Source organism: Mediterraneibacter faecis (assembly GCF_055383675.1).
On record NZ_AP043803.1, the window covers coordinates 1,336,666 to 1,352,083 of the forward strand.

The 15,418-nt window shown below is 41.2% G+C and carries 11 protein-coding genes; 10 read left to right on the plus strand and 1 reads right to left on the minus strand.

Annotated elements, in window-relative coordinates; translation table 11 throughout:
• Positions 1–48: 48 nt before the first annotated feature.
• The 6 genes from tpiA to ACZ47Z_RS06215 all read left to right on the plus strand — a co-directional run bounded on the left by tpiA (position 49) and on the right by ACZ47Z_RS06215 (position 5,389).
• Complete coding sequence (tpiA, locus tag ACZ47Z_RS06190; RefSeq protein WP_015528901.1) at positions 49–798, plus strand: triose-phosphate isomerase; 750 nt, start codon at positions 49–51, stop codon at positions 796–798.
• Between the two features lie 255 nt (positions 799–1,053).
• Positions 1,054–1,746, plus strand: a complete 693-nt coding sequence (locus ACZ47Z_RS06195; RefSeq protein WP_015528902.1) for a 5'-methylthioadenosine/adenosylhomocysteine nucleosidase — start codon at positions 1,054–1,056, stop codon at positions 1,744–1,746.
• A gap of 158 nt (positions 1,747–1,904) precedes the next feature.
• Positions 1,905–3,443 carry a 2,3-bisphosphoglycerate-independent phosphoglycerate mutase gene (gene gpmI / locus ACZ47Z_RS06200; RefSeq protein WP_020436539.1) on the plus strand — a complete coding sequence of 513 codons (1,539 nt, stop codon included), beginning with the start codon at positions 1,905–1,907 and terminating at the stop codon, positions 3,441–3,443.
• Positions 3,444–3,827: 384 nt separating this feature from the next.
• Entirely contained in the window at positions 3,828–4,331 is a 504-nt protein-coding gene (locus ACZ47Z_RS06205) for a GreA/GreB family elongation factor (RefSeq protein WP_015528904.1), read from the plus strand.
• A gap of 18 nt (positions 4,332–4,349) precedes the next feature.
• Entirely contained in the window at positions 4,350–5,006 is a 657-nt protein-coding gene (locus tag ACZ47Z_RS06210) for an HAD family hydrolase (RefSeq protein WP_117890453.1), read from the plus strand.
• A 143-nt stretch (positions 5,007–5,149) separates the two neighbouring features.
• Complete coding sequence (locus ACZ47Z_RS06215; protein ID WP_117824978.1) at positions 5,150–5,389, plus strand: hypothetical protein; 240 nt, start codon at positions 5,150–5,152, stop codon at positions 5,387–5,389.
• 774 nt (positions 5,390–6,163) lie between these two features.
• On the opposite strand, the gene ACZ47Z_RS06220 is transcribed toward ACZ47Z_RS06215, so the two are convergent.
• On the minus strand, positions 6,164–10,405 hold the full coding sequence (locus ACZ47Z_RS06220) for a 2-hydroxyacyl-CoA dehydratase (RefSeq protein WP_117824977.1): 4,242 nt from the start codon (positions 10,403–10,405) through the stop codon (positions 6,164–6,166).
• A 329-nt stretch (positions 10,406–10,734) separates the two neighbouring features.
• Between ACZ47Z_RS06220 and ACZ47Z_RS06225 the strand changes: the two genes are divergently transcribed.
• The 4 genes from ACZ47Z_RS06225 to ACZ47Z_RS06240 all read left to right on the plus strand — a co-directional run bounded on the left by ACZ47Z_RS06225 (position 10,735) and on the right by ACZ47Z_RS06240 (position 15,334).
• A complete protein-coding gene (locus ACZ47Z_RS06225) occupies positions 10,735–11,604 on the plus strand; it encodes a hypothetical protein (protein WP_330577936.1) in 870 nt (289 codons plus the stop codon).
• A 165-nt stretch (positions 11,605–11,769) separates the two neighbouring features.
• Positions 11,770–13,206 carry a pyruvate kinase gene (pyk, locus tag ACZ47Z_RS06230; RefSeq protein WP_117890454.1) on the plus strand — a complete coding sequence of 479 codons (1,437 nt, stop codon included), beginning with the start codon at positions 11,770–11,772 and terminating at the stop codon, positions 13,204–13,206.
• Between the two features lie 147 nt (positions 13,207–13,353).
• Positions 13,354–14,070: a TrmB family transcriptional regulator gene (locus ACZ47Z_RS06235; RefSeq protein ID WP_020436710.1), complete on the plus strand. Its 717-nt coding sequence runs from the start codon at positions 13,354–13,356 to the stop codon at positions 14,068–14,070.
• Positions 14,063–15,334, plus strand: a complete 1,272-nt coding sequence (locus ACZ47Z_RS06240) for a diaminopimelate decarboxylase (protein ID WP_015528911.1) — start codon at positions 14,063–14,065, stop codon at positions 15,332–15,334. The genes ACZ47Z_RS06235 and ACZ47Z_RS06240 overlap by 8 nt, the downstream gene beginning before the upstream one ends.
• Positions 15,335–15,418: the final 84 nt, after the last annotated feature.

Consider the following 15,418-nt stretch of genomic DNA (forward strand, 5'->3'; position numbering starts at 1 on the left):
TTACATTTTACACGGGTTCTGAATATAAAATTCAAGGAGATAAGAACAATGGCAAGAAAGAAAATTATTGCAGGAAACTGGAAAATGAACAAAACTCCAAGCGAGGCAGTTGCACTTGTAGAAGAGTTAAAACCACTCGTAGCTAACGAAGACGTAGATGTCGTATTCTGCGTACCTGCTATCGATATCGTACCAGTTGTAGAGGCTGCAAAAGGAACAAACATCCAGGTAGGAGCTGAGAACATGTACTTCGAGGAGAGTGGAGCTTACACAGGTGAGATTTCCCCGAATATGCTTGTAGATGCAGGTGTTAAATATGTAGTTCTCGGACATTCTGAGAGAAGAGAGTACTTCGGTGAGACAAACGAAGATGTAAATAAGAAAATCCTGAAAGCATTTGAGCATGGTATTACACCAATCATGTGCTGCGGAGAGACTCTTCAGCAGAGAGAGCAGGGCGTGACAATGGACTTCATCCGTCAGCAGGTTAAGGTTGGATTCCAGGGTGTTACAGCAGACCAGGCTAAGACAGCAGTTATCGCTTATGAGCCAATCTGGGCGATCGGAACAGGTAAGACAGCTACAACAGAGCAGGCTGAAGAAGTTTGTGCAGGAATCCGTGCATGCATTGCTGAAGTATATGATGAAGCTACAGCAGAAGCAATCCGTATCCAGTACGGCGGATCTGTAAACGCAGCTACAGCTCCAGAACTGTTTGCACAGGCTGACATCGATGGAGGTCTTGTAGGTGGAGCTTCCCTTAAGGCTGACTTCGGAAAGATCGTTAACTACAAATAATAAGATCTAAGGCTGTTTCATTATAACAGATAATTAAGAAAGGTCATCTGGTCAGAAAGATATTTATATTGCCGGGCACAGGTAGTGCAGACAGTAGCGATATAGATAGCAATTCTGACAGGATGGCCTTTTTTCTTGACTTTGAAAATCATTTGAGTGTATCATAGAGGAGATTGATAAAATAATGTAACAGCTTAATGAAGAAAATAAAGCAATTAAGAAAAGGGAATATAAAAGATAGGAGATTAAGAAGCTATGGTAGGAATTATCGGAGCGATGGAAGAAGAAGTCCGTGAGCTGATCGAGGATATGACAGAATGCGAGATGCAGGAAAAGGCATCCATGAAATTTTATAAAGGTCAGCTTTATGGAAAAGAAGCAGTTGTTGTACAGAGCGGAATCGGTAAAGTGAACGCTGGAATCTGTACACAGATCCTTATAGACTTTTATCAGGTGGATCAGCTGATCAATACAGGTGTAGCCGGTTCTCTGGATGCAGAGATCAATATCGGAGATATTGTTGTATCTACAGATGCAGTAGAGCATGATATGGATGTCAGTGCATTGGGAGATCCTGTCGGACAGGTGCCGCGTATGGATGTATTTGCATTTCCGGCAGATAAAGAACTTGTGAGAAAAGCAGTGGAAGCAAATAAAAAGGCGAATTCAGATATTCGTACATTTACAGGAAGAGTTGCAAGCGGAGACCAGTTTATTTCTGAAAAAGAAGTAAAAGAACGTATTGTTAATAATTTTGGTGCGAAATGTGCTGAGATGGAAGGAGCAGCAATTGCTCACGGTGCATATTTGAATCATGTTCCATGTGTGATCATTCGTGCAATCTCAGATAAGGCAGATGGAAGTGCACAGGTGGATTATCCTACATTTGAGAAACAGGCGATTGTTCATGGTGTAAAGCTGATGAAAGAATTGCTTCCGACATTATAAGATTTTTAATGTAGTGATTTTTACATGAATTCAGGCGAAAATCTGCTTATTTTCGGATATATTTGACCAGAGCTCTGACTTGCAAAATTGTGCTAAAACTAGTACAATAAAGCGTAGAGTTAAAAAATAGACAATCTTAATGCAAAGGAGATATTGAGATGAGCAAAAAACCAACCGTATTGATGATTTTAGATGGATATGGATTAAGAGATAAGACAGAGGGTAATGCAGTAGCACTTGCGAATACTCCTGTTATGGATAAACTGATGGCAGAGTATCCGTTTGTAAAAGGAAATGCAAGCGGACTTTCTGTAGGTCTTCCGGATGGACAGATGGGTAACTCAGAAGTAGGACATATGAATATGGGTGCCGGACGTATCATTTATCAGGAACTTACAAAGATCACAAAGTCTATCGAAGACGGAGATTTCTTTGAGAACAAAGCTCTTCTTGCAGCTTGTGAGAATGTAAAGAAGAACGATTCTGCACTTCACCTGATGGGACTTGTATCTGACGGAGGAGTTCATAGTCATATTACTCATATTTATGGAATTCTTGAGCTCGCCAAGAGACAGGGAATCGAGAAAGTATATGTTCATTGTTTCCTTGACGGCCGTGATACACCACCGGCATCAGGTAAAGAGTATGTAGAGCAGCTTGAAGCAAAGATGAAAGAGATTGGTGTAGGTGAAGTTGCATCTGTATCCGGACGTTACTATGCAATGGATCGTGATAACCGTTGGGATCGTGTGGAGAAAGCTTACAAAGCATTAGTTGCAGGAGAAGGCAATACAGCAGAATCCGCAACAGCAGGAATCCAGGCTTCCTACGATGAAGATGTAACAGACGAGTTCGTAGTACCATTTGTTGTAACAAAAGACGGTGCTGCAACAGCTACAATTAAAGAAAATGATTCTGTTGTATTCTTCAACTTCCGTCCTGACAGAGCAAGAGAGCTCACAAGAACATTCTGTGATGACAGCTTTGACGGATTTGAAAGAGGAGACAGAGTGAAGACTACATTCGTATGCTTCACAGAGTATGATGCGACAATCGAGAATAAGATGGTTGCATTCGTAAAAGAATCTATTACGAATACATTTGGACAGTTCCTTGCAGATAACGGACTGAAACAGGCTCGTATTGCAGAGACAGAGAAATATGCTCACGTAACATTCTTCTTCAATGGTGGAGTAGAAGAGCCGAATGAGGGAGAGGACAGAATCCTTGTGAAATCCCCTAAGGTTGCTACTTATGACCTGAAACCGGAGATGAGCGCTTACGAAGTATGTGACAAGCTTGTTGGAGCGATCAAGTCTGAAAACTATGATGTGATCGTGATCAACTTTGCAAACCCTGACATGGTAGGACATACAGGTGTTCAGGAAGCTGCGATCAAGGCTGTAGAAGCAGTTGACGAGTGTGTAGGAAAGGCTGTAGAGGCTCTGAAAGAAGTAGACGGACAGATGTTCATCTGCGCTGACCACGGAAATGCAGAGCAGCTGATCGACGAGGAGACAGGTGAGCCATTCACAGCTCATACAACAAATCCGGTACCGTTTATCCTTGTAAATGCTGATCCGGCTTACAAATTAAGAGAAGGCGGATGCCTGGCAGACATCGCTCCGACACTGATCGAGCTGATGGGAATGCAGCAGCCGGCTGAGATGACAGGAAAATCTCTGTTAGTGAAATAATTCATAAGTGTTGAATTTGGATTCAGGCAACTTGAATGATTCTTTCAAGAGAAAAGAATCTAGACGAAAATTGCGTGGATTAAGATAGAAGTGAAAAGGGAAAGCTATTGACTGCGATAACAACAGTGCTTGTTTTAGTTTATCGTAATTGATAGCTTTCCTTTTCCCTATAGATTACTGTTCAAAGTAGTTGTACACAGTAATTTCTATGGCTCGTTACTGTTCACTCCCGTGTCAATCACTCCGCTGATTGACACGGAGGATGCGTGTTTTGACTTGAATGCATCTCGCCCCATCGCCAAAGGCGATTTAAAATGGCGAGATGCGTTGCTGGTCGCACATCGTGTGAACAGTAACTATAGTTCAGAGAGGAAAGGAAAAGTCATGCGTGAAAGATTGACAAAAAATGATGTAGAAAAGATTCAGGCAGAGATTGAGCATCGAAAATTAGTAGAACGTAAAGAATTGATCGAAGCAGTGAAAGAAGCAAGATCTCATGGAGACTTGAGTGAGAACTTCGAATATCACGCAGCAAAAAAAGCGAAGAATCAGAACGAAAGTCGTATTCGATATCTGGAAAGAATGCTCAAGACAGCTGAGATTGTGGAAGATCATTCGAAAGAGGATGAAATTGGCCTGAATAATACCGTAGAACTTTATTGCGAAGATGATGATGAAGTCGAAACATATCGTATAGTGACATCTGTAAGAGGAAGCTCTTTGAATGGATTGGTCAGTATAGAATCACCAATCGGAAAAGCCCTGCTCGGACATAAAGAAGGCGAGAGAGTCTATATTAAAGTGAACGATGATTTCGGCTATTATGTGGTGATCCGTAAAGTGATTAAAACAGAAAGTGAAGAGGATGATCAGATTAGAAAATTTTAACAGAGTGAGGAATTGGAAATGAAAACAACAACTGTACTGTTTGACCTGGACGGAACACTCACAGATTCAGGTCCGGGAATTATGAATTCTGTAAAATATGCGCTGGAGAAGGTGGGAGAACCGATACCTGACGTAGATGAATTACGTAAATTTATTGGACCACCGCTGAAGGGTCAGTTTATGGAACACTGTGGAATTGATGAAGAAAAAGCAGCAGAGATGGTTACTCTTTATCGAGAATATTTCACAGTGACAGGTATTTTTGAAAACAGTGTGTATGATGGCGTAGAAGAGATGCTCAAGACATTGAAACAAGCGGGAATCAAGATTGCGATGGCGACATCCAAGCCGGAAAAATTTGCTAAAATCATCGCAGATCACTTTGGACTGGCTCAATATTTTGATGTGATCGGCGGGGCATGTATGGATGAGACACGTACAGAAAAACAAGATGTTATCCGTTATGTCTTGGAACAGTGCGAAGAGAAAGAACTAGATAAAATCGTAATGGTCGGAGATCGTTCTTATGACATACTAGGAGGCCATGCGGAAGGGCTGAAAGTGATCGGTGTTCTGTATGGATACGGAGACTTAAAAGAACTCTCAGAGGCAGGTGCAGACGCTCTGGCAACAACACCACAGGAAGTAGCCGAACTGGTTCTGGAAACAGAATAAAGTAAATCGATTTAACAATAGTTTGATTTATTTTACATAGATTTAGCATTGGAAGAAAATGAGACTTTACAAAAACCCTATATACTAAGAATTGTCAAAAGGAAAAACACTTAGACATTTTTAGTAGAAAGAGGGTAATTTTTATGTATGGAAAACTTTGGAGTTTTGTAAATCATTATATAGATGCAGATCATGCACTTGCAGTATATCTGCCAATTTTAATTGTAGGATGGACAATCATAGGAACACTGTTTGGATTAGGAGTATGTTCTGCAATCAGGATAGATCTGATACAGAGTCTGGCAGATATCCTCTGTGCAGGAGGATACGCAGGAATTTTCCTGGGACTTTTCGGGGGAATCCTTTACTTGTATCAGAAATAAAATTTAGCGTAGAGATTCTTATTTGAGTATCGGACGAAAACTGAAAATATGATTTTGGAGAGTCGATTGTTAGAAGAACGATACAGGAACGCTGACTCAGGGTTATGCACGCTGTTCATACTAGGAAAAACAATAGACTGCTAAAAGCAAAGAAAGGATTGACAAACTCGCTGCTGCTCAAACAGCTGTCAATCCTTTCTTTAACGCAATCTGTTGTTTTTCAAGTATGAGCAAGCATGCTCCACATTCGTCTTCGCCCCTGTATCATTCTTCTAACATGAAACTTCTCGAAGTTCATATTTTCTGTTTTCTGTTTACTGAAAAAGATAGACTTCTACGCTAAATTTTATTGAAAAATACGTTGGAAGCCAGTATATTGTCTTGTTGACATTTTGCTAAATAACTTATGTAAATTTCCATCTGCTACGTTTTGGTTTTAAGTAGAGTTCTTCTTTCGAGAAAGTAGAAATCTGATATCGCTGAAAACTTACCGATAGACAAACATCGAGGGTTTGATTCAGGTGACTGTTCTGTGTGCTTGGAAAGACTTAAAAAACGAAAGATTACGTTGAAGCAATGTGAGGCAGCTGTCTGAAGCGGCAGCGAGTTTGCCGAGCATTGCTTTGTTTTTAGTAATCTCTCGTTTTTCTTAGTCTTTCCTGTATACAGAACCCGGAGCCTGCATCAAACCCTCGATGTCTGTCTATTCGAATAAACTTTATATGCGATATCTGATTTCGTCCGAACTCGAAAAAGAATCCCTACGATAAATCTTTATTTCTCCAGATTTTTAAACGCCGTCGACAGCATCAGTTTAATACGATTCAACTGATTTACTTCACTTGCGCCCGGATCGAAGTCGATTGCTACGATGTTGGATTCAGGGTGTCTGCGGCGGAGTTCTTTGATAACTCCCTTACCTACAACATGGTTTGGCAGGCAGGCGAATGGCTGGGTGCAGACAATATTTCCGGCACCGCTGTGAATGAGTTCGAGCATCTCACCGGTCAGGAACCATCCTTCACCAGTCTGGTTTCCGAGAGATACGATCTCTGAAGCCATTTTTGCAAGATCTTCAATGTGAGCCGGCGGATCAAAGTGTTTACTTTCTGCAAATGCTTTGGAAGCCGGAGCACGGAACCATTCCAGAGCTTTGATTCCAAGATTTCCTGCTGTTGCTTTGGTCTTCTTCATTCCCAGATGGGAAACTTTGAAGTTCTGATTGTAGAAGCAGTAGAGCAGGAAGTCGAGAAGATCCGGAACAACTGCTTCGGCGCCTTCACTTTCCAGAAGCTCTGCCAGATGATTGTTGGCAGCCGGAAGGAATTTAACAAGGATTTCTCCAACGATTCCAACACGAGGTTTCTTAATGTCGAGTGTCTCTATATTATCAAAATCATTGATGATATCTTTACAAAGCTTCTTAAATCTCTTACGGGATGGATATCCTTCGGACACAAACTTCTTAACAACTTCAGCCCATTTGCGGTGAATCTTATCTGTAGTTCCCGGTACGGCCTCATAAGGGCGCATACGGTAAACACATTTCATAAAGATATCTCCGAATACTGCTGCGTAGATTCCGCGGAGAACCAGTGCAGGAGAAAGCTTGAATCCAGGATTATCTTCCAGTCCACTTAAGTTAAGTGAGATAACCGGAATATGCTCCATGCCGGCTTTCTTAAGTGCACGACGGATAAATCCGATATAGTTCGAAGCACGGCAGCCACCACCAGTCTGTGTGATGATAACAGCTGTATGATTCAAGTCATATTTTCCGGATAACAGTGCATCCATGATCTGACCGACAACGATCAGAGAAGGGTAGCAGGCATCGTTATTTACATATTTTAATCCCATATCGACAGCCTGTTTGTTATCGTTAGGAAGAACATCGATGTTGTATCCGGCAGCGCGGAAAGCAGGCTCAAGCAGTTCAAAATGAACCGGAGACATCTGCGGACAGAGAATTGTATAATCCTTACGCATTTCTTTTGTAAATGTAACCTTTTCGATAGAAGCCGGACGAATGGTACGTTTTTCCTGTTTCTTTTCACGCACACGGATTGCGGCGAGAAGAGAGCGTACACGGATTCTTGCAGCTCCAAGATTATTTACTTCATCAATCTTCAAAGTTGTGTAGATCTTATCTGAATTTGTAAGGATCTCAGCAACCTGATCTGTTGTAACAGCATCCAGTCCACATCCGAAGGAGTTGAGCTGAATCAGATCAAGATTCTCCGTTGTCTTTACATAATTTGCGGCAGCATACAGTCTGGAGTGGTACATCCACTGATCCATAACATTCAGAGGGTGCTCTGCCGGATTCAAATGAGAGACAGAGTCTTCTGTAAGGACTGCAATATTGTAGGATGTAATGAGTTCAGGCAGACCATGATTTACCTCCGGATCGATATGGTATGGACGACCAGCAAGTACGATACCGCGGTTTCCTGTTTCATTTAAGAAACGGATTGTTTCTTCCCCTTTATTTCTCATATCCTGACGACAGGCAGCAAGTTCATTCCATGCGTCATGGACTGCTGACTTGATTTCGCTTTCGGAAAGAGAGAACTTCTTACTTAATTCTTCTACAAGACGATAAGAAATCGTCTCTTCACTTTCAAAATTCAAGAATGGATGGATAAAATCAACTTCTCCGTTGACGATCGGGTCCATGTTATTCTTGATGTTTTCCGGATAAGAAGTAACGATCGGACAGTTGTAGTGATTATCAGAATCAGCAAATTCTTTCCGCTCATACGGGATTGAAGGATAGAAAATGTGTTTCACTCCCTGATTGATCAGCCACTGTACATGTCCGTGCGCCAGTTTCGCCGGATAACACTCGGATTCACTTGGAATAGATTCAATACCAAGTTCATAAACCTTTCTTGTGGAAGCTGGTGACAGAACAACACGGAATCCAAGTTTTGTAAAAAATGTGAACCAGAACGGATAGTTTTCGTACATATTCAACACACGAGGAATACCGATTAATCCGTGTTTTGCCTCTTCTTCGGAAAGCGGTTCATAATCAAAATAGCGATGCAATTTATATTCAAATAAATTCGGCATCTGATTTTTTGATTTCTCTTTTCCAAGTCCGCGCTCACAGCGATTTCCTGTGATGAATTTACGTCCACCACTGAAATGGTTGATCGTCAGACGGCAGTTGTTTGTACATCCACGACATTTTGTCATTGTTGTGGAGTATTCAAGGGAACGGATGTCATCAATGGAAAGCATTGTTGTGCCTTCGCAGTCAACATAACGTTCTCGGGCAATCAGAGCTGCACCGAATGCACCCATGATTCCGGCAATGTCCGGGCGGATCGCTTCACAGTTCGCGATTTTCTCAAAGCTTCGAAGAACTGCATTATTATAGAAGGTACCTCCCTGAACAACAATATGATTACCAAGTTCAGATGCATCAGATACTTTGATTACCTTGAACAGAGCGTTCTTGATAACGGAATAAGCGAGTCCGGCTGAAATATCAGCAACAGAAGCACCCTCTTTCTGGGCCTGTTTTACTTTGGAGTTCATAAATACTGTACAGCGTGTTCCGAGATCGATTGGGTTCTGTGCATAAAGTGCTTCGTGAGCAAAATCCTCTACCGAATAATTCAGAGATTTTGCAAATGTCTCAATGAAAGAACCGCATCCGGAAGAGCAGGCTTCGTTCAGCTGAACACTGTCGACAGTCTGATTTTTGATTTTGATACATTTCATATCCTGACCGCCAATGTCCAGAATACAGTCTACATCCGGCTCAAAGAAGGATGCTGCATAATAATGAGAAACAGTCTCAACTTCTCCTTCATCAAGCATCAGAGCAGCTTTGATCAGTGCTTCGCCGTATCCTGTGGAACAGGAATGAACAATCTCTACACCCTCAGGGAGTTGATCGTAAATATCTTTGATTGCTGTGATTGTTGTACCAAGCGGATCCCCGTCGTTGTTGTGATAGAAGGAATAAAGAAGTGTTCCGTCTTCACCAACGAGAGCCGCTTTTGTAGTTGTTGAACCGGCATCGATTCCAAGAAATGCTTTTCCTTTGTATGAGGCAAGATCTTTTACCGGTACCTGATGCTTTGCATGGCGGGAAATGAATTCCTCGTAATCAGCAGTTGTTGCAAACAGTGGATCCAGACGTTCCACTTCAAAATCCATTTGGATTTTATTTTCGAGACGATTCTGCATATCACGCAGTTCCATCGGAGTATCTTTTTTGGAATTCAGTGCGGAACCAATCGCAGCAAACAAATGTGAGTGATTTGGTGCGATAATATGTTCATCATCCAGTTTTAATGTGCGGATGAATGCTTCTCTTAATTCTGAGAGGAAATGAAGTGGACCTCCTAAAAATGCAACATGACCACGGATCGGTTTTCCACAGGCAAGACCACTGATGGTCTGATTCACAACAGCCTGGAAAATGGATGCGGCAAGGTCTTCCTTAGCGGCACCATCATTGATCAGTGGCTGGATATCTGTTTTTGCAAATACACCGCAGCGTGCAGCAATCGAGTATAATGCTTTGTAATTCTTTGCATATTCGTTCAGTCCGGAAGCATCTGTCTGAAGGAGAGAAGCCATCTGGTCGATGAAAGAACCTGTACCACCGGCACAGACACCATTCATACGCTGTTCTACATTTCCACCCTCAAAATAAATGATCTTCGCATCTTCTCCACCAAGCTCAATTGCTACATCTGTCTGAGGAGCGTAATCCTGTAGTGCAGTGGAGACTGCAATTACCTCCTGGACAAATGGAACACCGAGATGTTTGGCAAGTGTCAGACCACCGCTTCCTGTGATGACAGGAGAAACCTGGATTGGTCCAAGCTTATAAAGCGCACGGCCGAGCAGATCGGAAAGCGTCTCCTGGATATTAGCGAAATGGCGCTCATAATCAGAGAAGAGGACTTCATTTTCATCATTAAGAATTGCAATTTTTACTGTTGTGGAACCAATGTCGATTCCTAAAGTATGTAGATTTTTTGCGTTCATAATTAATATCCCCAATCTTTTGTAATTCAGTTAATTTGTCAAATTTATATGAGTTACTACCTATTAAATGCGTTTGTTAGCTCGCAATAAATAACATTATACGACAAGATTCTCAAAAAGACAATGGTCATTGTAGTGTAGTAAGTGTGAAGAAATGAGCTGCAATATGGCAAAATGTCTAAGTAGAAAGGAAAGGAAAATATCATATTCTTGTTAAAAGTGTATTAATATAAAAACAATCGTTTGACAAAACAAGTCTTCCCTTGTACAATTACTGCTATACAAAGATGTGATGAGTGCTGGCCACACGTAGTGGACAGTAATATAAAATGAAAATAGAAGGAGGATACGAGTTGAACTGGCTTGATAAATTAGAAAAAAAATTAGGTCGTTTTGCAATACCGAATCTTACGGTGTATCTGCTGGCCGGGTATGTGATAGGTTTCGCTATTTATTATTTAGCACCGGGACTTTTAGGATGGCTTACACTGGAACCGGCATATATTTTAAGAGGACAGGTCTGGAGGATTATTTCCTGGGTATTGATTCCACCGACAGGAAGTTTGATTTCTTTACTGTTTCTAGTATTATTGTACTACTCCCTTGGCTCAGCCCTTGAGAGAACATGGGGAACATTCCGTTATAATGTATACATTTTTTCAGGAATACTTTTTACAGTGATCGCAGTATTCATACTGTATGGTGTGTTTTATCTTATCTATGGAATTGAACTTCCGCTTTCAAGTATCGGATTGATCAGCACCAACTATATTACAATGTCTATCTTTTTGGCATTTGCTTCCATCTATCCGGATATGGAAGTTTTACTCTATTTTATTTTACCGATTAAGATGAAATGGATGGCTTTCGTATATGCGGCAATGGCACTGTACTATTTCTTTACAGGAAGTCTCGCAACGAAAGTTGCGATTGCGGCATCCTTATTGAACTTTGTTATCTTTTTCCTGTCCAGCAGGAATATGAAGCGTTTCAGTCCGAAAGAGCAGGCGAGAAAAGCAAAGTTTAAACAGCAGACGAGACCACATATGACTTATGCGAATGGGGCAAGACACCGTTGTGCAGTCTGCGGACGTACAGAACTTGATGATCCGACATTGGAGTTCCGTTTCTGTTCAAAATGTAATGGAAACTATGAGTATTGCCAGGATCATTTATTTACACATGAACATGTAAAGTAGAAAATGAGAATTGTGTAACGCATATTTCTCATAGTTTACCGGAGATGAGGTATGGCAGTGCAGTGTATCAGATCAGAGTTGCAGCCGAAAGTGATACAGTGCAGCTTCGCTCCAGGTGTATAGGAACTTTAAGGTTATATTTTTTAAAGGAGAGATTGACTTAGTATGAAAAAAACAAAAGTAGTATGTACGATGGGACCAAACACAAATGATAGAGAACTGATGAGAAAACTCATCCAGAATGGCATGGATGTAGCTCGTTTCAACTTCTCTCATGGTGACCACGAAGAGCAGAAGGGGCGTATGGATATGCTCAAAGAACTTCGTGAGGAAGAACATGCAACAACAGCAATTCTTCTGGATACAAAGGGACCGGAGATCCGTACAGGTATTCTGAAAGACGGAAAGAAGATTAAGCTTGAAACAGGGAAGACCTTTACACTTACTACAGAAGATATTGTTGGAGATGAGAATAAAGTATCTATCACATATAAGGGACTTGCAGAAGATGTAAGTGAAGGAAAGATTATTCTGATTGATGACGGTCTGATCGGACTGAAAGTAATCGGAAAAACAGACAAAGAAATTCATTGTGAGATCATCAACGGTGGTGAACTCGGAGAGAAAAAGGGCGTTAATGTACCGGGAGTACCGGTAAGACTTCCGGCAATCACTGAGAAAGATAAAGAAGATATTAAATTCGGAGCAGAGCAGGGAATTGATTTTATCGCTGCATCTTTCGTAAGAAATGCAGAGTGTATTCTTGAGATCAAGGCATATCTGAAGTCTCTCGGAGCTCCTTACATTCCGATCATCGCAAAGATTGAGAATGAAGAAGGAATCAGCAATATCGATGAGATCATTCGTGCAGCAGATGGTATCATGGTTGCCCGTGGAGACCTCGGAGTTGAGATTCCGGCAGAGGAACTTCCATATCTTCAGAAGATGATGATCCAGAAATGTAACGATCAGTTCAAGACAGTTATCACGGCAACACAGATGCTTGATTCTATGATGCGTAATCCACGTCCGACAAGAGCTGAGGTAACAGACGTTGCGAACGCCGTATATGACGGAACAGATGCTGTAATGCTTTCCGGAGAGACAGCACAGGGTAAATACCCACTTGAGGCACTTCAGATGATGGTTCATATCATTGAGCAGACAGAGAAACATCTGGATTACGATAGCATGCTTGAGAAAGAGCATGGTCATTTAAGAGGCGGAGTATCCAGTGCAATCGGATATTCATCTGTACTGGCAGCAGCAAACTTGAATGCAAAATGTATCATCACACCGTCTGTATCAGGAGCAACTTCAAGAGTGGTATCCAACTTAAGACCAAGACAGGAGATCCTTGGTGTAACTCCGAACGAGAGAACATTGAGAAGAATGTCTATCTACTGGGGTGTAAGACCGCTGAAGTCTCTTGAAGTTGATACAACAGAAGATATCTGTGAGAATGCGATTGAACTGGCACAGGTAAAACAGTATGTTGAGCCGGGAGATGTTGTAGTTATCACAGCTGGAATTCCTTCAACAAATGTAAGCAAAGAGAGAAGCTTTACAAGTAATATGATGAGAATTGTGACAGTAGATTAAATTAGAAAAACTTTTAATAAGAGCCAGAACAGTTACCGTGCGTGGTGCCTGTTCTGGCTCTTATTAAATACAATCAATATATTGACATCCAACAATCAATGCTGTATAGTGTTCCTGTAAAGAACTACTAATCAGAGGGGTGGTGCTATGGACGAAAGTAAAGCAATTGAATATCTGATGCATTTTGGAATGTCCCGGCAGGAAGCAACTGTTTATCTTCGGCTGATCGAAGCAGGAAAGCAGACGGGGTATGAGATTGCGAGAGATACAGGAATCTCAAGGTCGAATGTGTATGCATCACTGGCAGCTCTGGTTGAGAAAGGGGCTGCATATCTGGTAGAAGAGGATGCCAAGCGATATATTCCGGTTCATGTTCAGGAGTTCTGTGGTAACAGAATCCGCAGAATGGAAGAAGAACAGAAGTGGTTGGATATGAATCTTACGGGAGAACAGAAAGAAGAAGAAGGATATGTTACGATCGATGGTCAGGAACATATTTCAGATAAGATCCATAATCTTCTGGCTAATGTGGAAGAAAGAGTGTATTGTTCCTGTTCCGGTGTCTGTCTGGAACAGTTGAAAGGACAGTTAAAGGAACTGACAGAAAAAGGAAAAAAGGTAGTTCTTGTGACAGATCATCCATTTGAACTTTCAGGGGCGATCATTTATGTGACGAAAGAAAAAGGAAATCAGATTGGTCTGATCACAGATTCTAAATATGTACTTTCAGGTGAATATGGACAGGAGAGCAGAAACACCTGTGTCTATTCCGGACAAAGAAATTTCGTTACGCTGTTTAAAACAGCACTTGCGAATGAGATAGAATTAATCAAAATACGCGAAGGAGAAAATGAAAATGAGTAAGAAACCATTTGTGACAAAAGAACAGGTTGAAGAGATTGTAAAAACATATCCGACTCCGTTCCATCTTTATGATGAGAAAGGAATCCGCGAGAATGCAAAAGCATTAAAGGAAGCATTTGCATGGAATCCGGGATATAAAGAGTATTTTGCTGTAAAGGCAACTCCGAATCCGTTCCTTTTACAGATCTTGAAAGAGTATGGATGCGGTTGTGACTGCTCCTCTTATACAGAACTGCTTATGTCAGATGCAGTTGGAATTGATGGTCATGATATTATGTTTTCCTCTAATGATACACCAGAGGAAGATTTTAAACTTGCTGATAAACTTGGAGCAATCATCAATCTGGATGATATTACACATATTGACTTCCTTGAGAAGACAATCGGACATATTCCGGAGACAATCAGCTGTCGTTATAATCCGGGCGGAATATTCAAGATCAGTAATGATATTATGGATAATCCGGGAGATTCAAAGTATGGAATGACAACAGAGCAGATCACAGAAGCATTTAAGACACTGAAGGCAAAAGGCGCAAAAGAATTCGGTATTCATGCATTCCTTGCCAGCAATACAGTGACAAATGATTATTATCCAATGCTTGCAAAAGTTCTTTTTGAACAGGCAGTACGTCTTCAGAAAGAAACAGGAGTACATATTAAGTTTATTAATCTTTCTGGTGGTATTGGAATTCCTTACACACCGGATCAGGAACCGAATGATATCCGTGTGATCGGAGAGGGTGTCCGCAAGGTTTATGAAGAAGTACTTGTTCCGGCAGGAATGGGAGATGTTGCAATCTACACAGAGCTTGGCCGCTTTATGATGGGACCTTATGGCTGCCTTGTGACAAAAGCAATCCATGAGAAGAATACTTATAAGAACTACATCGGAGTAGATGCGTGTGCTGTTAACCTGATGCGCCCGGCAATGTATGGAGCATATCATCATATTACTGTTCTTGGAAAAGAAGACGCACCGTGCGATCACAAATATGATGTAACAGGTTCTCTGTGTGAAAATAATGATAAGTTTGCAATTGACAGAATGCTTCCGGAAGTTGATATGGGAGATTACCTTGTAATCCATGATACGGGTGCACATGGTTTCTCTATGGGATATAACTATAATGGTAAATTGAAATCAGCAGAACTTCTTTTAAAAGAAGATGGAAGTGTACAGATGATTCGCCGTGCGGAGACACCGAAAGACTATTTTGCAACATTTGATTGTTTTGAGGTTGGAAAGAAACTTTGCAAATAAAAAACAAATAAAATCATAAAAAAATAGTTGAAAAATGTGACCGGATATGGTAACATAAAAAAGCTGATTCGGACAAGAAGATTT